Here is a 16827-nt window from a genome sequence, read left to right as displayed (position 1 = left end):
GAAGTGTGATATACTGTGATCGTTTGGAAGATTCGTGAACTGAAATGTAAGATCCCCAGAGCATGAAGGATAAAGAGGATAGAAACGGGGCTCGCAGATATATGGCAGAAGAGCTGTATGTCGAGAACTCCAGGTATCCGTATCTGCCTTCATGTTCCGGGGATTTTTTATATTCTATACACAGATTTTCCGAATGGATGCAAAAGACAAACAATAAGAAGGACAGGAGAGGAAAAGATGTTTGAATTATTTGAAAATCTGACCAACTGGCTCTGGGGACTGCCGCTGCTGATCACGATCCTCGCTACAGGCGTATATCTGACAGTACGTTCCGGTTTCTTCCAGTTCCGCCATTTTGGTTACATTGTGAAAAACATGTTCAGTAAAGAACGTCGCCAGGAAGGCGGAGATGACGGAAAGAGCCTGACACCGTTCCAGGCTATTTCCATTGCGATCGGAGGTACTGTTGGTGTATCCAATATGTCCGGTGTTGCAACGGCCATTGCAACAGGAGGACCTGGTGCATTATTCTGGCTCTGGATCGCAGCGCTTCTTGCCATGGTCATCAAGATGGCAGAGGTAACACTTGCTGTATACTACAGAGAGAAACAGCCAAACGGTGAGTACCAGGGAGGCCCGACCTACTACATGCAGAAGGGTCTTGGCGGAGAGAAAAAGCTTCCTTTCTGGAAACTTTTTGCAGTACTGTTCGGCGGCTGTATTTTTATGACATGGTTCATTACCTTACAGAATTATACAGTATCAGAGGCTGTCGGAAGTACCTTCCACCTGCCGTACATCGTACCGTCACTTCTGTATGTGGCAGCAATCTATCTGATCATCATCGGCGGTGTAAAGAAAGTCGGCGTGATCTCTTCCTATATGACACCGATCATGTGCATGCTTTACATTGTAGGATCTCTTGCAATACTGGTAGTGAATTTTGACAAGCTGCCGGAAACCTTTGGACTGATCTTCAAGGGTGCATTTACAACACAGGCGGCAGTCGGCGGATTTATGGGAGCCGGTGTTGCAACAGCAATGCGTCTTGGCTTTGCCCGTTCCGTATACAGCAACGAGGCAGGCTGGGGAACATCTCCTATGATCCATGCTTCCGCAAAGACAGACCATCCTGTAAAACAGGGACTGATGGGAGCATTTGAGGTATTTGCAGACACCATCGTAGTCTGCTCCATGACAGGTCTTGTTGTTATCATCACCGGCTACTGGAATTCAGGACTTCAGGGATCAGAGCTGACACTGACAGCATTTGAGTCTGGAATGGGCTCCATTGCGAGAGCACTGATCGCGATCAGTATTTTTCTTTTTGGATTAACAACATCAACTGGATGGTTCACCTACTACAGCGTGATCCTGAAGCACTGGCTGAAAAATAATCAGAAGGTTCTGAAGATCGCAGAGAAGGTTTTTATCCTTGGAACACCATTATGGGGTCTTCTGGTCACAGTGCTTACTCTTTACGGAAACGGAACACCGGCGCAGCTGTGGGTAATTGCAGACTTTACAACCGTATTCCCTACATTTGTAAATGTTGCCACATTATTTATCTTAAGTGGTACTTTCTTTAAACTGCTGAAGGATTACAAGGCGCGTTACATGGGAATCGGAAAGGTAGACAAGGATATGGCACTTTTCTACGAGGATAAAAAAGAAAAAGAGGAAAAATAAACAGTGGATACAATTTTTTTTAACGGATGTATAAGAACACTGGATGACAGTGAAAAAGTGGCAGAGGCTGTGGGAATCGAAAATGGTCGGATCGTTTTTGTGGGAACTGATAAAGAAGCGGAAGCTTTTTCCTGCAAAAAGCGGATCGACCTTAAGGGAAGGCTGATGCTACCCGGTTTTGTGGATACACATATGCATATGCTGCATTATGCATTTGTGGAAAGATCTGTAAAACTGTTTGACTGTACAAGTGTTGAGGAAATGCTTGCCGCAGCAAAAAAAAGACTGGAGGAGAGCAAAGGTCAGAAGCTGACCTGGCTCTACTGCAGAGGCTGGAATGAGGAGCATTTTGATAAGCCACGCTATCCGCACAAGGATGAGCTGGATGCGCTCTCAACGGAAATCCCCATCATTATGGTGCGTGTCTGCGGGCATGTGGCTGTGTGCAACAGCTGCGGTCTGGAGCTTCTGAAAAAAATCCCGGAGTTCCCGGAGATTGCGAAGGAGGTTGACCTGGATACCGGACTTCTGAAGGAAAATGCAGTACAGTTTTATTCTTCCGTATTGGAAGCACCATCCCAGGAAGAAGTGGAAGGCTACATCAAATACAGTGCAAAGAAGCTGAATGAATGTGGATTTACAGGTGTACAGTCCGATGATCTTGCCTCACTTCCGGGGAAAAACTGGCGTCGGATCATGGCCTCCTATAAGGCACTGGATGCCAGAGGAGAGCTGAGTATCCGCCATTATGAGCAGTGCCTTTTTGAGCGGGCGGAGGATGCGAAGGCTTTTATTGAGGAAGGATATCGTACCGGACAGAGGGGGGATCACTTTACTGTCGGACCAATGAAGCTGATCCAGGATGGTTCCCTTGGTGCAAGAACAGCGGCCATGAATGAGCCTTACGAGGATTCGCCGGGAAATACCGGGATCATCACATTCAGTCAGGAGGAGCTTGACGATCTGTTTGCTTTTTTTGACCAGCATCAGATGCAGGCAGCGGTACACTGTATTGGCGATCGTGCCATGGATATGGTCATTGAGGCAGCTGCGAAATCTCCTTACCGGAAGGATAATAAAAAGGGCAGACATGGTATCGTACATTGCCAGATCACCAATCCGCGTATTTTGCAGGGGATGAAAGACCAGGATCTTCTGGCATATATCCAGCCGGTATTTATCGATCTGGATATGAACACAGTGGAACCTGCCATCGGCGCACACCGTATGGATAAGGTGTATGCATGGAAGAGCATGCTGGATATGGGAATCCATACGTCCGGCGGTTCGGATGCTCCTGTGGTAAGCTTTGATGCCATGGAGAATATTTATTTTGCAGTCACCCGCAAAAATATCAGTGGTCAGCCACAGGAAGGCTGGATCCCATCCGAAAAAATGTCTGTAGATGAGGCGGTGAAGCTTTTTACAAAAAACGCAGCTTACGCTTCCTATACAGAAGACGAGAACGGAACCATCGAAGTGGAAAAAAATGCAGACTTCGTAGTTCTGGAGAAAGATATTTATAAGATTGATCCGGATGAGATCAAGACCACGAAAGTGGATATGACAGTTCTTGGCGGTGAGATCGTTTATGAGAGAAAAGTAGAAGAATGACGGCAGTATAAAAAGAAAAAAGTGAGAGGCAGAGTCTGAGTGGAGCAGGCTCTGCCTTTTTGTGTGGTGCAGTAAAAAGTATAGAACAAATATTCGGTTGCCCTATACTTTTTTTACTCTGAATGATATACTGTAAAAGCAACAATAATAAAGATAAAAGCACTCTCTTTACATATAGTAACAGGCAGTATTTACATATCCACAAATTTCAGAACAACAAGGAGAACCGTATGGATCATTTCAAATTACACTCCGAATACCAACCCACAGGAGACCAGCCTCAGGCTATCGAAAAACTGGTCAAGGGTTTTAAGGAAGGCAACCAGTTCGAGACTTTGCTGGGTGTCACAGGCTCCGGTAAGACCTTCACCATGGCGAACGTCATCGCCCAGTTAAACAAGCCAACTTTGGTACTTGCGCACAATAAAACACTGGCAGCACAGCTGTACGGTGAGTTTAAGGAATTCTTCCCGGAGAACGCAGTGGAATACTTTGTCTCCTACTACGATTACTATCAGCCGGAGGCTTATGTCCCGTCCACAGATACCTACATCGCTAAGGACGCATCCACTAACGATGAGATCGATAAGCTCCGTCTCTCCGCCACAGCAGCCTTATGTGAGCGCAAGGATGTGGTCGTGGTTTCGTCGGTATCCTGTATCTATGGCTTAGGTGCACCTCAGGAGTTTTTTGATATGATGATCTCTCTTCGCCCTGGAATGGAGAAGGACCGTGATGAGGTTATCAAACAGCTGATCGATATCCAGTACACAAGAAATGAGATGGATTTTCACCGTGGAACCTTTCGTGTCCGGGGTGATGTGCTGGAGATCTTTCCGGCGAATTCTACAGACCGGGCAGTGCGGGTGGAGTTTTTCGGAGATGAGATCGAGCGGATCACAGATATCGATGTGCTTACCGGTGAGATCAAAAGCGTGGAAAGTCATGCGGCTATTTTTCCGGCGTCTCATTATGTAGTACCACAGGAGCAGATCCGTCGTGCAGCAGATGCTATTTTGGAAGAGATGAAGCAGCAGGTGGAATACTTTAAAAGTGAGGATAAGCTGATCGAGGCTCAGAGAATTGCGGAGCGTACCAACTTTGATGTGGAAATGATGAAGGAAACGGGATTCTGCTCCGGGATCGAGAACTACTCCAGGCACCTGACAGGGCTTGCACCGGGGCAGCCACCGTATACCCTGATGGATTACTTCGGAGATGATTTTTTACTTATTATAGATGAGTCCCATAAGACAGTTCCCCAGGTTGGCGGTATGTATGCCGGTGATCAGAGCCGTAAACAGACACTGGTGGATTACGGCTTCCGACTTCCGTCTGCTAAGGATAACCGTCCATTGAGCTTTGATGAATTCGAGAACAAGCTTGACCAGGTAATGTTTGTATCTGCGACACCGGGAGAATATGAATATGACCATGAGCTTCTCCGCGCAGAGCAGATCATCCGTCCTACAGGGCTTCTTGATCCGAAGGTGGAGGTGCGTCCGATCGAAGGACAGATCGATGATCTTGTAGCAGAAGTAAATAAGGAAATTGAAAAGAAAAATAAAGTCTTGATCACGACCCTGACCAAACGTATGGCAGAGGACCTTACCGATTATATGAAAGATCTGGGAATCCGTGTCCGATACCTTCATTCGGACATTGACACTCTGGAACGTGCGGAAATCATCCGCGATATGCGCCTGGATGTGTTTGATGTGCTAGTCGGGATCAACCTTCTGCGAGAAGGACTGGATATTCCGGAGATCACGCTGGTAGCGATCCTGGATGCTGATAAGGAAGGCTTCCTTCGTTCGGAAACATCTCTGGTACAGACTATCGGCCGTGCTGCCCGGAACAGCGAAGGCCATGTGATCATGTATGCGGATAATATGACAGAATCCATGGAAAAAGCAATCTCGGAGACAGAAAGAAGGAGAGCGATACAGGAGGCTTACAACAGAGAGCATGGCATCACTCCGACGACTATCAAGAAGGCAGTCCGTGATCTGATCGCTGTTTCGAAGAAGGTGGCAGAGACAGAAGTGAAGCTTAAGAAGGATCCGGAATCCATGAACCGCAAAGAACTGACGAAGGTGATCGCCCAGGTAGAGAAGCAGATGCGTGCTGCCGCAGCAGACCTGAATTTTGAGCAGGCTGCTGAGCTGAGAGACAAGATGCTCGAATTAAAAAAGAATCTGGAAGAATTAACGGAATAGGCTGCAAAGCAGCTGACGATACAATGCCCCTGGCTGTCAGCGTCAGGGGCATTTCTATGGAATAATTAAATAGAGAAGTGAGTTAAGGGTATTTGCCTGAGCTTTTGGGAAGAATTTTTATCAGGATTTTTTTCCATTTTTTCATAGCAATCCCTCCTTCGAAAAAATATGAAGATTCTCTTTATTAATTGATTATAAGTAAAATTCCGGAGAAGGGCACTGGCATTTGTGCCAGTAACTTTGTTATAAAGAAGAGAAGAAGTTATGTATGCTGTTCCCGATAGGCGGAAGGTGTGATCCCCATTTTCTTTTTGAAGCTGGTGCTGAAATAATATTGATTGGCATAACCACATTTCAGGCTGATCTCTTTCAGACTCATACTGGTTGCAGAAAGGTAACGGGCAGCTGCGGAAATCCGCTGAGATGTGATAAAGTCGCTGATACTGATCCCCTGATTTTTTTTGAAAAGAGCACTTAAATAAGCAGGGCTTACATTGGCAGAGGCAGCAATGTCATTGAGGCAGAGCGTATTGTCAGTGAAGTGTTCGTTGATATAGGAGATCACCAGTTCACAGAGCTTCTGGTGATAATCATTCATGGAGGAATCAAGCTTCCGGCATAAAAGATGGCATAGATCATTCAGCCATTGACATAGTTCTTCCGTATTATGAAACTCATTTATGTGGTTGTAAACATACAAAATTTTAGCTTCAAGGTCATGAGTATCCAGATTTAATTCATAGAAAAATTTCAGGATTCGGCCGAGAAGAGAATAGATCTGTATGAAAGCGAAATTCTTTGTGCGAAATTTCTGGGTAAGCCAGTCGGAAAAATTCTGAAACCAGATATCTATGGCAGAGGTATCCTTTTTACAGAGAAGCCGGATCAGCTCATCTTCCTTTGTATCTGAAAAATCTGCAACAGACAGATCGGAACCCAGAGCGTCTCTTCCGTCAAAGATATTCTGATGAGGGAAAAAGAATCTGTATTCCAGCGCATGTACGGCACTTTTGTAGGACTGGTTAAGGTTCCAGAAATCCCGGACAATTGTTCCGATACCCGCATTGAGGGACAGCCCCAGCGGCTGGCAGGCATCTGCTATTGAGGAAATAAGCTGGCTGGTAAGCTGACGGAAGCTGTTGGACTGGCAGCCACTGTGTCCCAGAATGCACAGATAGCCATCCATATCCGGAAGAAGGTGTACAAAATCAAGAGAAGCGGTTTCCTCAGTTATCAGATCCTGAAGGTTGAGAAGCTCCATCTGAAATTTTTCAATCCCGTAAACGGCTTTTAGATCCGGAGCATTTTCAAGTTCCAGAACAACAACTGTATAAAAATCATAATTCAGCTCCAGGTTCAGATACTGAAGATAAGGCTTCAGCCGGTAGGCAGCTTCAGAAGACGGAAGGTGGGTGATCTCGCGGAAAAACTTTTCCGTAAGAAGAGGTCTACTTTGCTTCAGAAGCTGGAGATTTTTCTGTTCCCTTTCCATCAGTGCAAAAGCGTTTTTTACCTTCTGAATAAGATAGGCATAATCCAGTGGCTTTTCGATATAATCCAGAGCACCAAGGAGCAGAGCACGTCTTGCATACTCAAATTTATCATAGGCACTGATCAGAATGATCTTTACCATGGGATTGATCTCAAGAGCTTGACGGCTCATGGAAATGCCGTCAAGATCAGGCATTTCAATGTCAGAAATGATCAGATCTGCCGGTTCTTTTTTCATGGCTTCGATAGCAGAGGTTCCATTGTAGCAGACATGGATGATCTCTGCATTCAGTGTTTCCCAGTCTATGTTTTTTTCGATACCTTCTGCAGATAAGTAATTATCATCTACGATCATTATTTTTTTCATCGATATCTTCCTCCATCTGTTCGAATTCAATGGTGACGTATGTGCCGTTTCCGGGGTTGCTGCGGATCCTTACGGAACCGTTTCCGTATAATGGGTTGGAAATACGGGAACTTACGTTGGAAATTCCAAAATGCTTCTCATAATCAATAACATTATGCTCAATAGCATGGCGCAGCTGTGCAAGGGTTTCAGAGTCCATGCCGGCACCGTTGTCCTCAATGGAGATCACAACCGTATCATCGCCATAAAGAACATGGATCGAAATGAAAACAGCTGGTGTGCCCGAAGAAATCCCGTGCAGAATGGAATTTTCGAGAAATGGCTGAAGTGTAAACTTGCAGATCAGGAAATTTTCGATTCCATCTTCTGCTTCGATCTCCCAGTCCAGATTATCTTTATGACAGAGCTTTTCCATTTCCAGATAAAGCCGGGCAATTTCCAATTCATCTTTAATAGGAATAAGTTCCTTTGATTTACGCAGGGTAAGACGGTAAAAGGCAGTCAGATTTGCAATCATCTGATCAGCAATGTCAAGCTTTCCAAGGGACTGGCAGGTACGGATCGATCCCAGGATATTGTAAAGAAAATGCGGATTGATCTGTGACTGGAGCAGCTGGTATTTCAGACGTTCTTCGTTTACGGAAAGATTTACAATGGACTTCAGGTTTTCGGCTATTGTGTGCTGCATATCTTCAAAGGTGATGCCCAGTCTGTCAATCTCATCATACCTGGAAGGATCATCCGGGTGGGGAACAGTAACGATAGATAGATGTTCCGGGTCATATCCCAGCTGAAAGGCTTCCATTGCATAGGAAAGTGCAGTGATCTTCCGGGTAAGATTTTCGGAAAACAGGATAACGATGATAACAGTAAGGAGCAAGAAAATAAGGACAGTGATCAGTAAGGCACGGATCAGGATGTGCGTGTTGCCCTGAATATAGCTTTCCGGGATTTCGGTAACATGAAGCCAGCCATTGCTTAAGGTGCAGCAGTTATAATATTTGTCGCCGCTGTGAAAAGAAGAATCTGCATTTCCTTTGAGTTTCTGAAACTGTGCTTTGGAAATTCCGGATAAATTCAGTGAGGATGTATTTTTTGCTGCAATCTCTCCGTGATCTGTGAGAATGTAGCTGTATATGCGGGAATCCAAAGCAGCAGGCTGCAGATAAGTGGTAAGCTCTGAGGTGTCCAGAGCAATGCCGTAGGCGTATTCCAGAATACCGGTGGCCTGATTTTTCAGTGCCCGGACGCAGAGGATCACATCGGCAGATGATTTTTTTGTGGACAGTATTTTAGGCAGAGGCATATTGGAAACCGGTATCCAGACAGAGGAAAAGCCTGAACCGGAAACAATATTTTTATCCAGACCATATGCAGAAAGCTCATCTGTGGAAAAGAAGTACAGGCTTTCTTTTGAACCGAGCTGATCGGGCTGCAGAAAAACATATATATGGAAGAAATCGAATGTGGATTTATACAGCGAAATATTGTTTTTTACAGTGGTGAATTTTTTCAGTGCATCTACCTTATTAGAGGAAGGCTGATTTAGGGAGTACATTTGAAACTGTATGGTATCTGCTACATTTTCAACCTGACCGAGGCGGTCGTTCAGCTGAGAGACCAGCTGCTTGTCAGTCATTACGGCAGAATCGATGATACGATCTCTGGCAATGTTATAGGAAATGTGATAGCTGATGAAGGTCAGGGAAATCAGAGGTACCATAGTTGCGATCAGAAATGCGAGCAGGAGCTTATAGCGAAATGAGGAAAAAATGGGTGGGATACATTTGTGGAATTTCATAGTACATACTCTCCTTTATGTCGAAAACAAATTAATGAAACCGAATCCAGCTGTGAAAAAAAGCCGTTACAAATATAGATTATATAAAAGAATTATAAAAAATTAACAACAAAAATACAAGAGAACGAAAAATAATATAAAGAAATCATAAAATATTGTATTTAGAATGAGGGGGCTCTCTGGTATCCTTAAACCATCAAAAACAGGTGTGGACAAACACGAAAATGTCCAGAAAGGAAGAAAGATATGAAGAAAAAAGTAATGAGTGCAGTTTTGGCAGCAGCGATGGTTGTGGGTATGGCAGGTAACGTGGTTACTGTTTCCGCAGAGGAGAAATATGATCTTACCTTATACAGCATCGACACCACAGACCCGGATTTTGAGGACTGGCTTGCAAATGTGGAAGATGCCACGGGCCTAAACATTAATGTAATTGCGGCACCTACAGATTCAGATACACGTCAGCAGAAGGTCACCACAATGCTTTCCACAGGAGATGCTTCCGTGGATGTCATTCAGATCAACGATGAGATGAGTGCGGCATTTAAAAATTCCGGATGGCTGGAAGGACTGAATGATACAGTAATGACAGATGATATCGCTGATCAGTTTGCCCAGGGATATGTAAAGAATATGATCACAGATAAGGACGGAAACATCATCGGTGTTCCAGGCTATACAGGATATCTTGCATTCTGGGTAAATCAGGAGATCATGGATGAGGTCGGAATCAAATCCATTGATACAAAAGAGGATTTCATGAAGTATATGAAGGCTGTTTCCAAGGACGGAAGATTCGGCTACGGCGGTTCCTGGGAGAAAACTTATGTATTTAACGAGCTTGCACAGTTTGTAAACATGTTCGGCGGCGATTATTTTGACTGGACCAAAGAGGAAAACAAGGAAGCAGTTCAGTTCCTCCACGATCTGGTTGCTAATAAAGAAACATCCATTGAGCAGATCGCTGATAAATATGAGCAGATGAATCCGAAGGTCAATGACGGAAAATATGGATGCTGGTTCATGTGGGGCCTTGGAACAGATTATGAAAAGGCAGGTATGCTTGGCGCAGATAAGATCCACATGGAAATGGTACCGGATTTCAGCGGTAAGGGAGAGCGTGCGATCTTTACAGATTCCTGGAGCTATGTTCTCAACAAAGCATCCAAGAATAAAGATGCAGCTGTGAAATTCCTCCAGTATATGGCTGATGAAGGCGGAATGGAAGCTTCCTATAAAGCATTTGACAGATATCCTGCAAGAAAGGATGTTGCAGAGAAGGTAGTTCCGGATTCTGACCCGGCAAAAGAAATGTACAGCAGATATGCAAATGAATGCAATGTACAGGGACGTCCGATGGTGGCACAGACAATGGAATTTATCAGCGATATGGGAACAATCTTCCAGTCCTGTATGAAAGACGAGATCACAGTTGATGAGTTCTGCAAGAAGGCTCAGGATGTGGTAGATATGTATAAGTAAAAGATATAAAAAAACAGCAATGTAAAGCAGAGGTAAAAGTCTGCTTTACATTGCTTGATGAACAGGGAGGAAAGTTCCATGACAATAAGTAAAAAAACTATGAAGTGGATACCGTGGCTTTTGATCCTGCCAGTTGTACTGATTCGAGGCTTTACAACATTATATCCCATTCTGATGACTGTGAAAAACAGCTTCTTTAATATCAGTATCCTTGCAGGTATCAATGAATTTATAGGCTTCAAGAATTACCTGAAGGTATTTTCTGATCCTAAAGTGCTCACATCGATCAGCTTTACGGCAATATTTGTGGTTGTTTCCATGATCCTGCATGTGATCCTCGGAGTTATCCTGGCACTGATCCTGAATATGAAATTCAAAGGCCGCCGTTTTCTGAGGACCATCGTTCTGATCCCGTGGGCTATGCCTGCAGTAGTAGCCGGTATGGCTGCAAAATGGGCATTTAACAATGATTATGGTCTGATCAATGATTTTATCCGCTGGTTTGTACCGGGTTACCAGAACAGCTGGCTGATCAATACAGGTACTGCAAGAGCAGCGGTAATTGCAATGGACCTGTGGAAGGACCTTCCGTTCTTTGCAATCCTTGTACTTTCCGGACTTCAGTTTATTTCCGGCGATATCTATGAGGCAGCAAAGGTAGACGGTGCAAACGGGATCCAGAGCTTTTTCCGGATCACACTTCCGCTGATTGCAAAAAATGTCCTGACTTTATGTATTCCGTTCACACTCTGGAGACTGACAACCTTCGATCTGGTTTATTCCATGACATCTGGAGGCCCTGGAGAGGATACTGCGCTGATCGCATACAGAATCACAACAGAAGCATTTACAAATCTAAACGTAGGATATGCTTCGGCGCTGGCTATGCTGCTGTTTGTTGTAATGGCGATCTTCAGCTGGCTGAATATACGTGTTATGAATAAGTTTGACAGTTAGGGGGAATTATCGTGAAGAATACAGGAAAATATAATGTTTATCATGGAGTGGTAGCCGTTGGAAGATGGGTTCTGTTTGCAGTTGTGGCTTTTCTGATCCTGTTCCCGGTTTACTGGATCTTTATTTCTTCGATCACACCGTCAGGAGAACTGTTTAAAACACCGATCGATTATCTTCCGGATCATCCCACACTGGAAAGCTATAAATTTCTGATACAGAATGTAGGACTGCTTTCAAAGATTGGAAATACAGTTCTGATCGTAGGCCTTACACTTGTGATCAGTACCGTGCTGTGTGCAATGGCTGCCTATGGATTCTCAAGATTTAACTCAAAGGGAGTTTCTGTTGCATTTGCATTTGTGCTGGCTACCATGCTGATCCCTGAGGTTGTTACAGCCCGTCCGCTGTATGAGTTTATGCAGAAGGTAAAGCTGTATGATACATATCCGGGACTTATCCTTCTTTATATCAGTACCGTTATACCGTTTACGGTCCTGATCCTCAGAAACTTTGTCGGTGAGATCCCGATCTCACTGGAGGAGGCAGCTGCTATTGACGGCGCATCTTTTTCACAGAGACTGTTTACGATCGTTCTGCCGCTGATGAAGCCGGCGATCGCTACGGTTTGCATTATCAACTTTATTACCTGTCTGAATAACTTTTTCACACCGTTGTTTTATTCAAATGGTATTCAGGTACTTTCCGTTTCCATTGTACAGCTTCCGTTACGTGATAACATGTATGGAGTTCCGTGGGATCTGGTCAGCTCCATGGGATGGATCATCCTTCTTCCGATCATTATCTTTGTAGCTGTTTTTGAGAAACAGATCATGGATGGTATCATGGCAGGTGGAGTAAAAGCGTAAATATTTTTTAATTTCCAAAGGAAAGGAGAATGCAGATATGTATCAGGCATTTACAGGCGGACTTGGAGGAATCGCACTTGCAAAGCACGGAAAAAGCCGTGCGATCAATGCGGAGAATCCTCATGGAGAAAAAGGCAGAGGCGGTATGGCTGCAAGTCATCTGGGACCATCCAGAAAAGGAAGTCCGTGTCTTAAGGATATAGAGCCGGGAGCTGTGGTAACTCTGGCAGAAATGGAAGGACCGGGACAGATCAATCATATCTGGATCACCGTTGATAACAAGACTACAGAGGCAGATTGCTTTGTGCTGAGGGATCTTGTCATCCGTATGTACTGGGATGACGAGGAAACTCCTTCCGTGGAAAGTCCTCTGGGCGATTTCTTCTGCTGCGGATTCGGAAGGGAATGTTTGGTAAATTCTGTTCCTGTGGCTGTTGTTCCAAGCAGGGGATTTAACTGCTATTTCCCGATGCCGTTTAAGAAGAAAGCAAAGATCACACTGGAAAACCAGCATGCAAATAAAATCCCGGCGTTTTTCTATCAGGTAGATTACTGTCTCTATGATGAGCTTCCGGACGATATTGCTTATTTCCATGCGCAGTGGAGAAGGGAACGGTTGACAGAAAAAACAAAAGATTATACAATTTTGGATGGAGTAAAAGGAAAAGGCCATTATATAGGAACCTACATGGCACTTACCACACTGGAACGTTACTGGTGGGGCGAGGGAGAAATGAAGTTTTATATTGACGGGGATGAGGAGTATCCGACCATCTGCGGAACAGGAACGGAAGATTACTTTGGAGGTTCCTGGAGCTTTGCTAAACAGGTGGATGGAAAAACCGTGGAACAGAATTATAACACACCATATCTGGGATATCCGTATTATTCTGCCCATGACGAACTGATCCACAATTTTTATCATAATGATGACTGCCCGCCAATGCGAGGCTTTTACAGATGGCATTTACAGGATCCGATCTGCTTTGAAGAGGATCTTCGCGTTACGATTCAGCAGATAGGCGTCGGATACCGTGGCCTGTTTGAACGACAGGATGATGTGGCAAGTGTAGCGTACTGGTATCAGACACTTCCTCATGCACCGTTCCAGCCGTTGATGTCAAAAGAGGATAGATGGCCCAGATAAAAAGGGTGGTAGAGATTGAAAAAACAGGTATTTTGCGGGGTATTTGCCCTGGCTCTGGCAGTGACAGGATGTGGAGTCCAGAAGAAGGAGGCTGCATCTGATATTGTGCCGGAGAACAGACAGGAACTGACGATCCTTCATATGGATGCAGACATAGAGGGCTTTGATTCTTTTATCAGTCAGGCGGAAAAGGATCTTGGAATAGAGATCCATATCGAAAAATGTCCGGCTAATGCGGACAACCGCCAGGCCAAAATAGCAACTCTTCTGACATCAGGAGATGATTCTGTTGATCTGATCACAGTAAATGATGAGATGATATCCGAATTTAAACATAAGGGATGTCTTCTTCCGCTGGAAGATACGGTTATGACAGAGGAGACAGCGGCAAATTTTCCACAGGAATACCTGAAAGAAATATGCATGTCAGACGGACATATTTTTTCGGTACCGTTCAAAATGGATATTATGGCATTCTGGGTGAACCAGGAATTGCTGGATCAGGCTGGTCTGGACAGACTCTCCTGTCTCAGTGATCTTGAGATCCTTCAGAAAAAGCTTCAGAATACGGGAAAATATGCATACGGGGATGCATGGGAGATTTCTTACATATATAATAGTATCAGCGAGTATGTCGATTTTTTCGGAGGAGATTATACAGACTGGACGGATCCGAAAACAAGAGAAGCGGCAGAATATATGAAGCGAATGCTGGATACAGGGATGATATCAGAGGAGAATCTGATCGACCAGCATGACCAGCTGAATGAAAAATTTATAAACGGCCAGTATGGATGTATGTTCATGTATACCGGTGCGTTGAGTACCTTTCAGAATGCAGGCGTGTATAGAAAAGATAAGATCCATATGGCACCATTTCCGGAATTTGACGAGAAGGTGACCAATATCGCAACCTGGCAGTATGTACTGAATAAAAATTCTGATCATAAAGAAGCAGCTCTGAAGTTCCTTCAGTATGTGTCCGGATATGAGGCCAGTAAAAATTACGGACAGCTGACAAGAATGTGTCCGGCAAGACTGGATGTGATCGAGGATAAGAATTTTGATCTGGATGGCATTGAAATGATCCGGCAATATCTGAAAGATTATAAGCTGAAGGCAAGACCACTGTGTGCCGATTCCATAGAAGCTGTTTCGTCCATGGGAACGGAATTTCAGAAATATGTGCTGGGACAGAAAACAGAAGCGGAATTTTTTGCCGGGGCACAGAACTGCATAGACCAGTATTACAAAAAAGCATCGTACTGATGCTTTTTTTGTTTTGAAAAAATAAGAACTTTTTTTCAAAACATATTGACAAATATTTTACATGGTGATATCTTAAAGACTGTAGATGTTAGCACTCCACTAAAATGAGTGCTAACAGATGTAAAAAAAGAATCAACATCCGTCAGGAAAGAATAAAAAGGAAAGGAGATGGATTCATGGAAGAGGTGTTGAATGAGCGCAAGCAAAAAATCTTAAAAGCAATCATCAAGACCTATATGGAAACCGGAGAACCGGTTGGTTCCAGGACCATTTCCAAGTATGCGGATCTCAATGTCAGTTCCGCAACGATCCGAAATGAAATGTCAGACCTGACAGATATGGGCTATATCGTCCAGCCTCATACCTCAGCAGGAAGGATTCCTTCAGATAAAGGCTACAGACTTTACGTCAATGAGCTGATGAAGGAGAAGGAAGCGGAGGTTGCAGAGCTGCGAGATCTGATCATTGAGAAGACAGATAAGATGGATAAGGTGCTTAAGAAGGTTGCGAAGGTTCTTGCTTCCAATACCAACTATGCTACCATGGTTTCCGTTCCGCAGTACAGCGGCAACAAGATCAAGTTCATCCAGCTGTCGAGAATGAGCGAGCTTCAGCTTGTGGCAGTGGTTGTCAGTGACAACAATACAGTCCGGAACCAGATCATCAATCTGGATGAGGAAATGGACGACCAGACGATCCTGAAACTGAATCTTCTTCTTAACACCAATCTCAATGGGATCCCGATTCAGGATATCAACCTTGGGATGATCGCCAGACTGAAGGAACAGGCAGGCAGCCACAGCGGTGTGGTGGCAACGGTTCTGGATGCAGTGGCAGCCACCATTCATGTGGAAGAGGAAGATATGGAGATCTATACTTCAGGTGCAACTAACATCTTCAAGTATCCGGAGCTTGCCGATAAAGAGAAGGCAACGGAGCTGATCTCCGCATTTGAGGAGAAGCATGAACTTGCCGATCTTGTAAAAGAACAGATGTCAGATGGAGAGAATACAGGAATCCAGGTTTACATCGGTGATGAGATGCCGATCCAGACCATGAAGGACTGCAGCATTGTAACTGCCAGATATGAACTGGGAGACGGAATGTACGGAACCATCGGGATCATCGGTCCCAAACGAATGGATTATGAGAATGTAGTGGACAGTCTGAAGGAACTGAAGAATCATCTGGATGACGTTTTGAAAAAGAAGAAAACTTAGAAAGGCGGTAGAAAAAAAGTGTCGGAGGAAACAAAGAAAACATCCGAAGAGCAGGAAGCGGAGAAGGAAATCCCCGTAACTGACGGAGATCAGGAAGAAGAAAACCTGACACCGGAGGGAGAAGATCTGCCGGAGGAAGAAAACAATACTCCAGGCGAAGAAGCTGCCTCAGAGGATAAAAAAGAAGAAAAATCAAAAACTTCCTTTTTCGGAAAGAAGAAAAAAGATAAATCTGAGCAGAAGGTGGAGGAACTTACCGATCGCCTGAAGCGTACCATGGCTGAATTTGATAATTTCCGTAAAAGAACGGAAAAAGAAAAATCCAGTATGTACATCATCGGAGCAAAAGAGATCGTTGAAAAGATCCTGCCGGTTGTGGATAACTTTGAAAGAGGTCTTGCACAGGCACAGGAAGGCGATGCTTTTGCAGATGGAATGAAAATGATCTACAAGCAGCTTACCACAACACTGGATGAGCTTGGTGTGAAGCCGATCGAAGCAGTGGGAAAGGAATTCAACCCGGATTTCCATAATGCAGTGATGCATGTGGAGGATGAAGAGGTTGGAGAGAACATCGTGGTGGAAGAATTCCAGAAGGGTTACACCTACAAGGATTTCGTAGTACGCCACAGTATGGTGAAGGTTGCGAACTAACTGACAACAAACTTTATTTTAACAGATACAGACTAAAACAGGAGGAAAAAA

13 protein-coding genes are annotated in these 16827 nt (G+C 44.4%); 11 read left to right on the top strand and 2 right to left on the bottom strand.

From position 1 onward, the window contains the following. Positions 1-62: 62 nt before the first annotated feature. The 4 genes from CCC70_RS04345 (at position 63) to uvrB (ending at position 5522) form a co-directional block, all read left to right on the top strand. Positions 63-245 (top strand): hypothetical protein, encoded by a 183-nt coding sequence (locus CCC70_RS04345; RefSeq protein ID WP_287084344.1) that lies wholly within the window; start codon positions 63-65, stop codon positions 243-245. Further along, positions 238-1689: an alanine/glycine:cation symporter family protein gene (locus tag CCC70_RS04340; protein ID WP_021652308.1), complete on the top strand. Its 1452-nt coding sequence runs from the start codon at positions 238-240 to the stop codon at positions 1687-1689. The genes CCC70_RS04345 and CCC70_RS04340 overlap by 8 nt, the downstream gene beginning before the upstream one ends. Before the next feature lie 3 nt (positions 1690-1692). Beyond that, positions 1693-3303, top strand: coding sequence for an amidohydrolase (locus CCC70_RS04335; protein ID WP_287084342.1), 1611 nt, complete (start codon positions 1693-1695; stop codon positions 3301-3303). A 230-nt stretch (positions 3304-3533) separates the two neighbouring features. Further along, positions 3534-5522 (top strand): excinuclease ABC subunit UvrB, encoded by a 1989-nt coding sequence (gene uvrB / locus CCC70_RS04330; RefSeq protein WP_287084341.1) that lies wholly within the window; start codon positions 3534-3536, stop codon positions 5520-5522. Positions 5523-5784: 262 nt separating this feature from the next. Here the strand turns inward: uvrB and CCC70_RS04325 are convergent, their stop codons facing one another. Together CCC70_RS04325 and CCC70_RS04320 are read right to left on the bottom strand one after the other, a co-directional pair. Further along, a complete protein-coding gene (locus CCC70_RS04325; RefSeq protein ID WP_287084340.1) occupies positions 5785-7380 on the bottom strand; it encodes a response regulator in 1596 nt (531 codons plus the stop codon). Beyond that, positions 7355-9181, bottom strand: a complete 1827-nt coding sequence (locus CCC70_RS04320) for a sensor histidine kinase (protein WP_287084339.1) — start codon at positions 9179-9181, stop codon at positions 7355-7357. The genes CCC70_RS04325 and CCC70_RS04320 overlap by 26 nt, the downstream gene beginning before the upstream one ends. 246 nt (positions 9182-9427) lie before the next feature. On the opposite strand from CCC70_RS04320, the gene CCC70_RS04315 reads away from it, so the two are divergent. From CCC70_RS04315 to grpE, 7 genes are all read left to right on the top strand, one after another. Continuing rightward, positions 9428-10663, top strand: a complete 1236-nt coding sequence (locus CCC70_RS04315; RefSeq protein ID WP_330577133.1) for an extracellular solute-binding protein — start codon at positions 9428-9430, stop codon at positions 10661-10663. A gap of 78 nt (positions 10664-10741) precedes the next feature. Further along, positions 10742-11620 carry a carbohydrate ABC transporter permease gene (locus CCC70_RS04310; RefSeq protein WP_278592856.1) on the top strand — a complete coding sequence of 293 codons (879 nt, stop codon included), beginning with the start codon at positions 10742-10744 and terminating at the stop codon, positions 11618-11620. 11 nt (positions 11621-11631) lie between these two features. After that, positions 11632-12486, top strand: coding sequence for a carbohydrate ABC transporter permease (locus CCC70_RS04305; RefSeq protein ID WP_287084338.1), 855 nt, complete (start codon positions 11632-11634; stop codon positions 12484-12486). Positions 12487-12523: 37 nt separating this feature from the next. After that, complete coding sequence (locus CCC70_RS04300) at positions 12524-13633, top strand: glycoside hydrolase family 172 protein (RefSeq protein ID WP_118071207.1); 1110 nt, start codon at positions 12524-12526, stop codon at positions 13631-13633. A 15-nt stretch (positions 13634-13648) separates the two neighbouring features. Further along, positions 13649-14902: an ABC transporter substrate-binding protein gene (locus tag CCC70_RS04295; RefSeq protein ID WP_287084337.1), complete on the top strand. Its 1254-nt coding sequence runs from the start codon at positions 13649-13651 to the stop codon at positions 14900-14902. A 176-nt stretch (positions 14903-15078) separates the two neighbouring features. Next, a complete protein-coding gene (hrcA, locus tag CCC70_RS04290) occupies positions 15079-16122 on the top strand; it encodes a heat-inducible transcriptional repressor HrcA (protein ID WP_015527075.1) in 1044 nt (347 codons plus the stop codon). Positions 16123-16140: 18 nt separating this feature from the next. Further along, positions 16141-16776 (top strand): nucleotide exchange factor GrpE, encoded by a 636-nt coding sequence (grpE, locus tag CCC70_RS04285; protein ID WP_059085388.1) that lies wholly within the window; start codon positions 16141-16143, stop codon positions 16774-16776. The last annotated feature ends 51 nt before the right edge of the window (positions 16777-16827 follow it).

This window comes from Blautia sp. LMAG:89, assembly GCF_008679485.1.
In the GTDB taxonomy this organism is placed as follows: Bacteria; Bacillota; Clostridia; order Lachnospirales; family Lachnospiraceae; genus Blautia_A; species Blautia_A fusiformis.
This window is presented reverse-complemented; position numbering and strand designations above follow the sequence as displayed.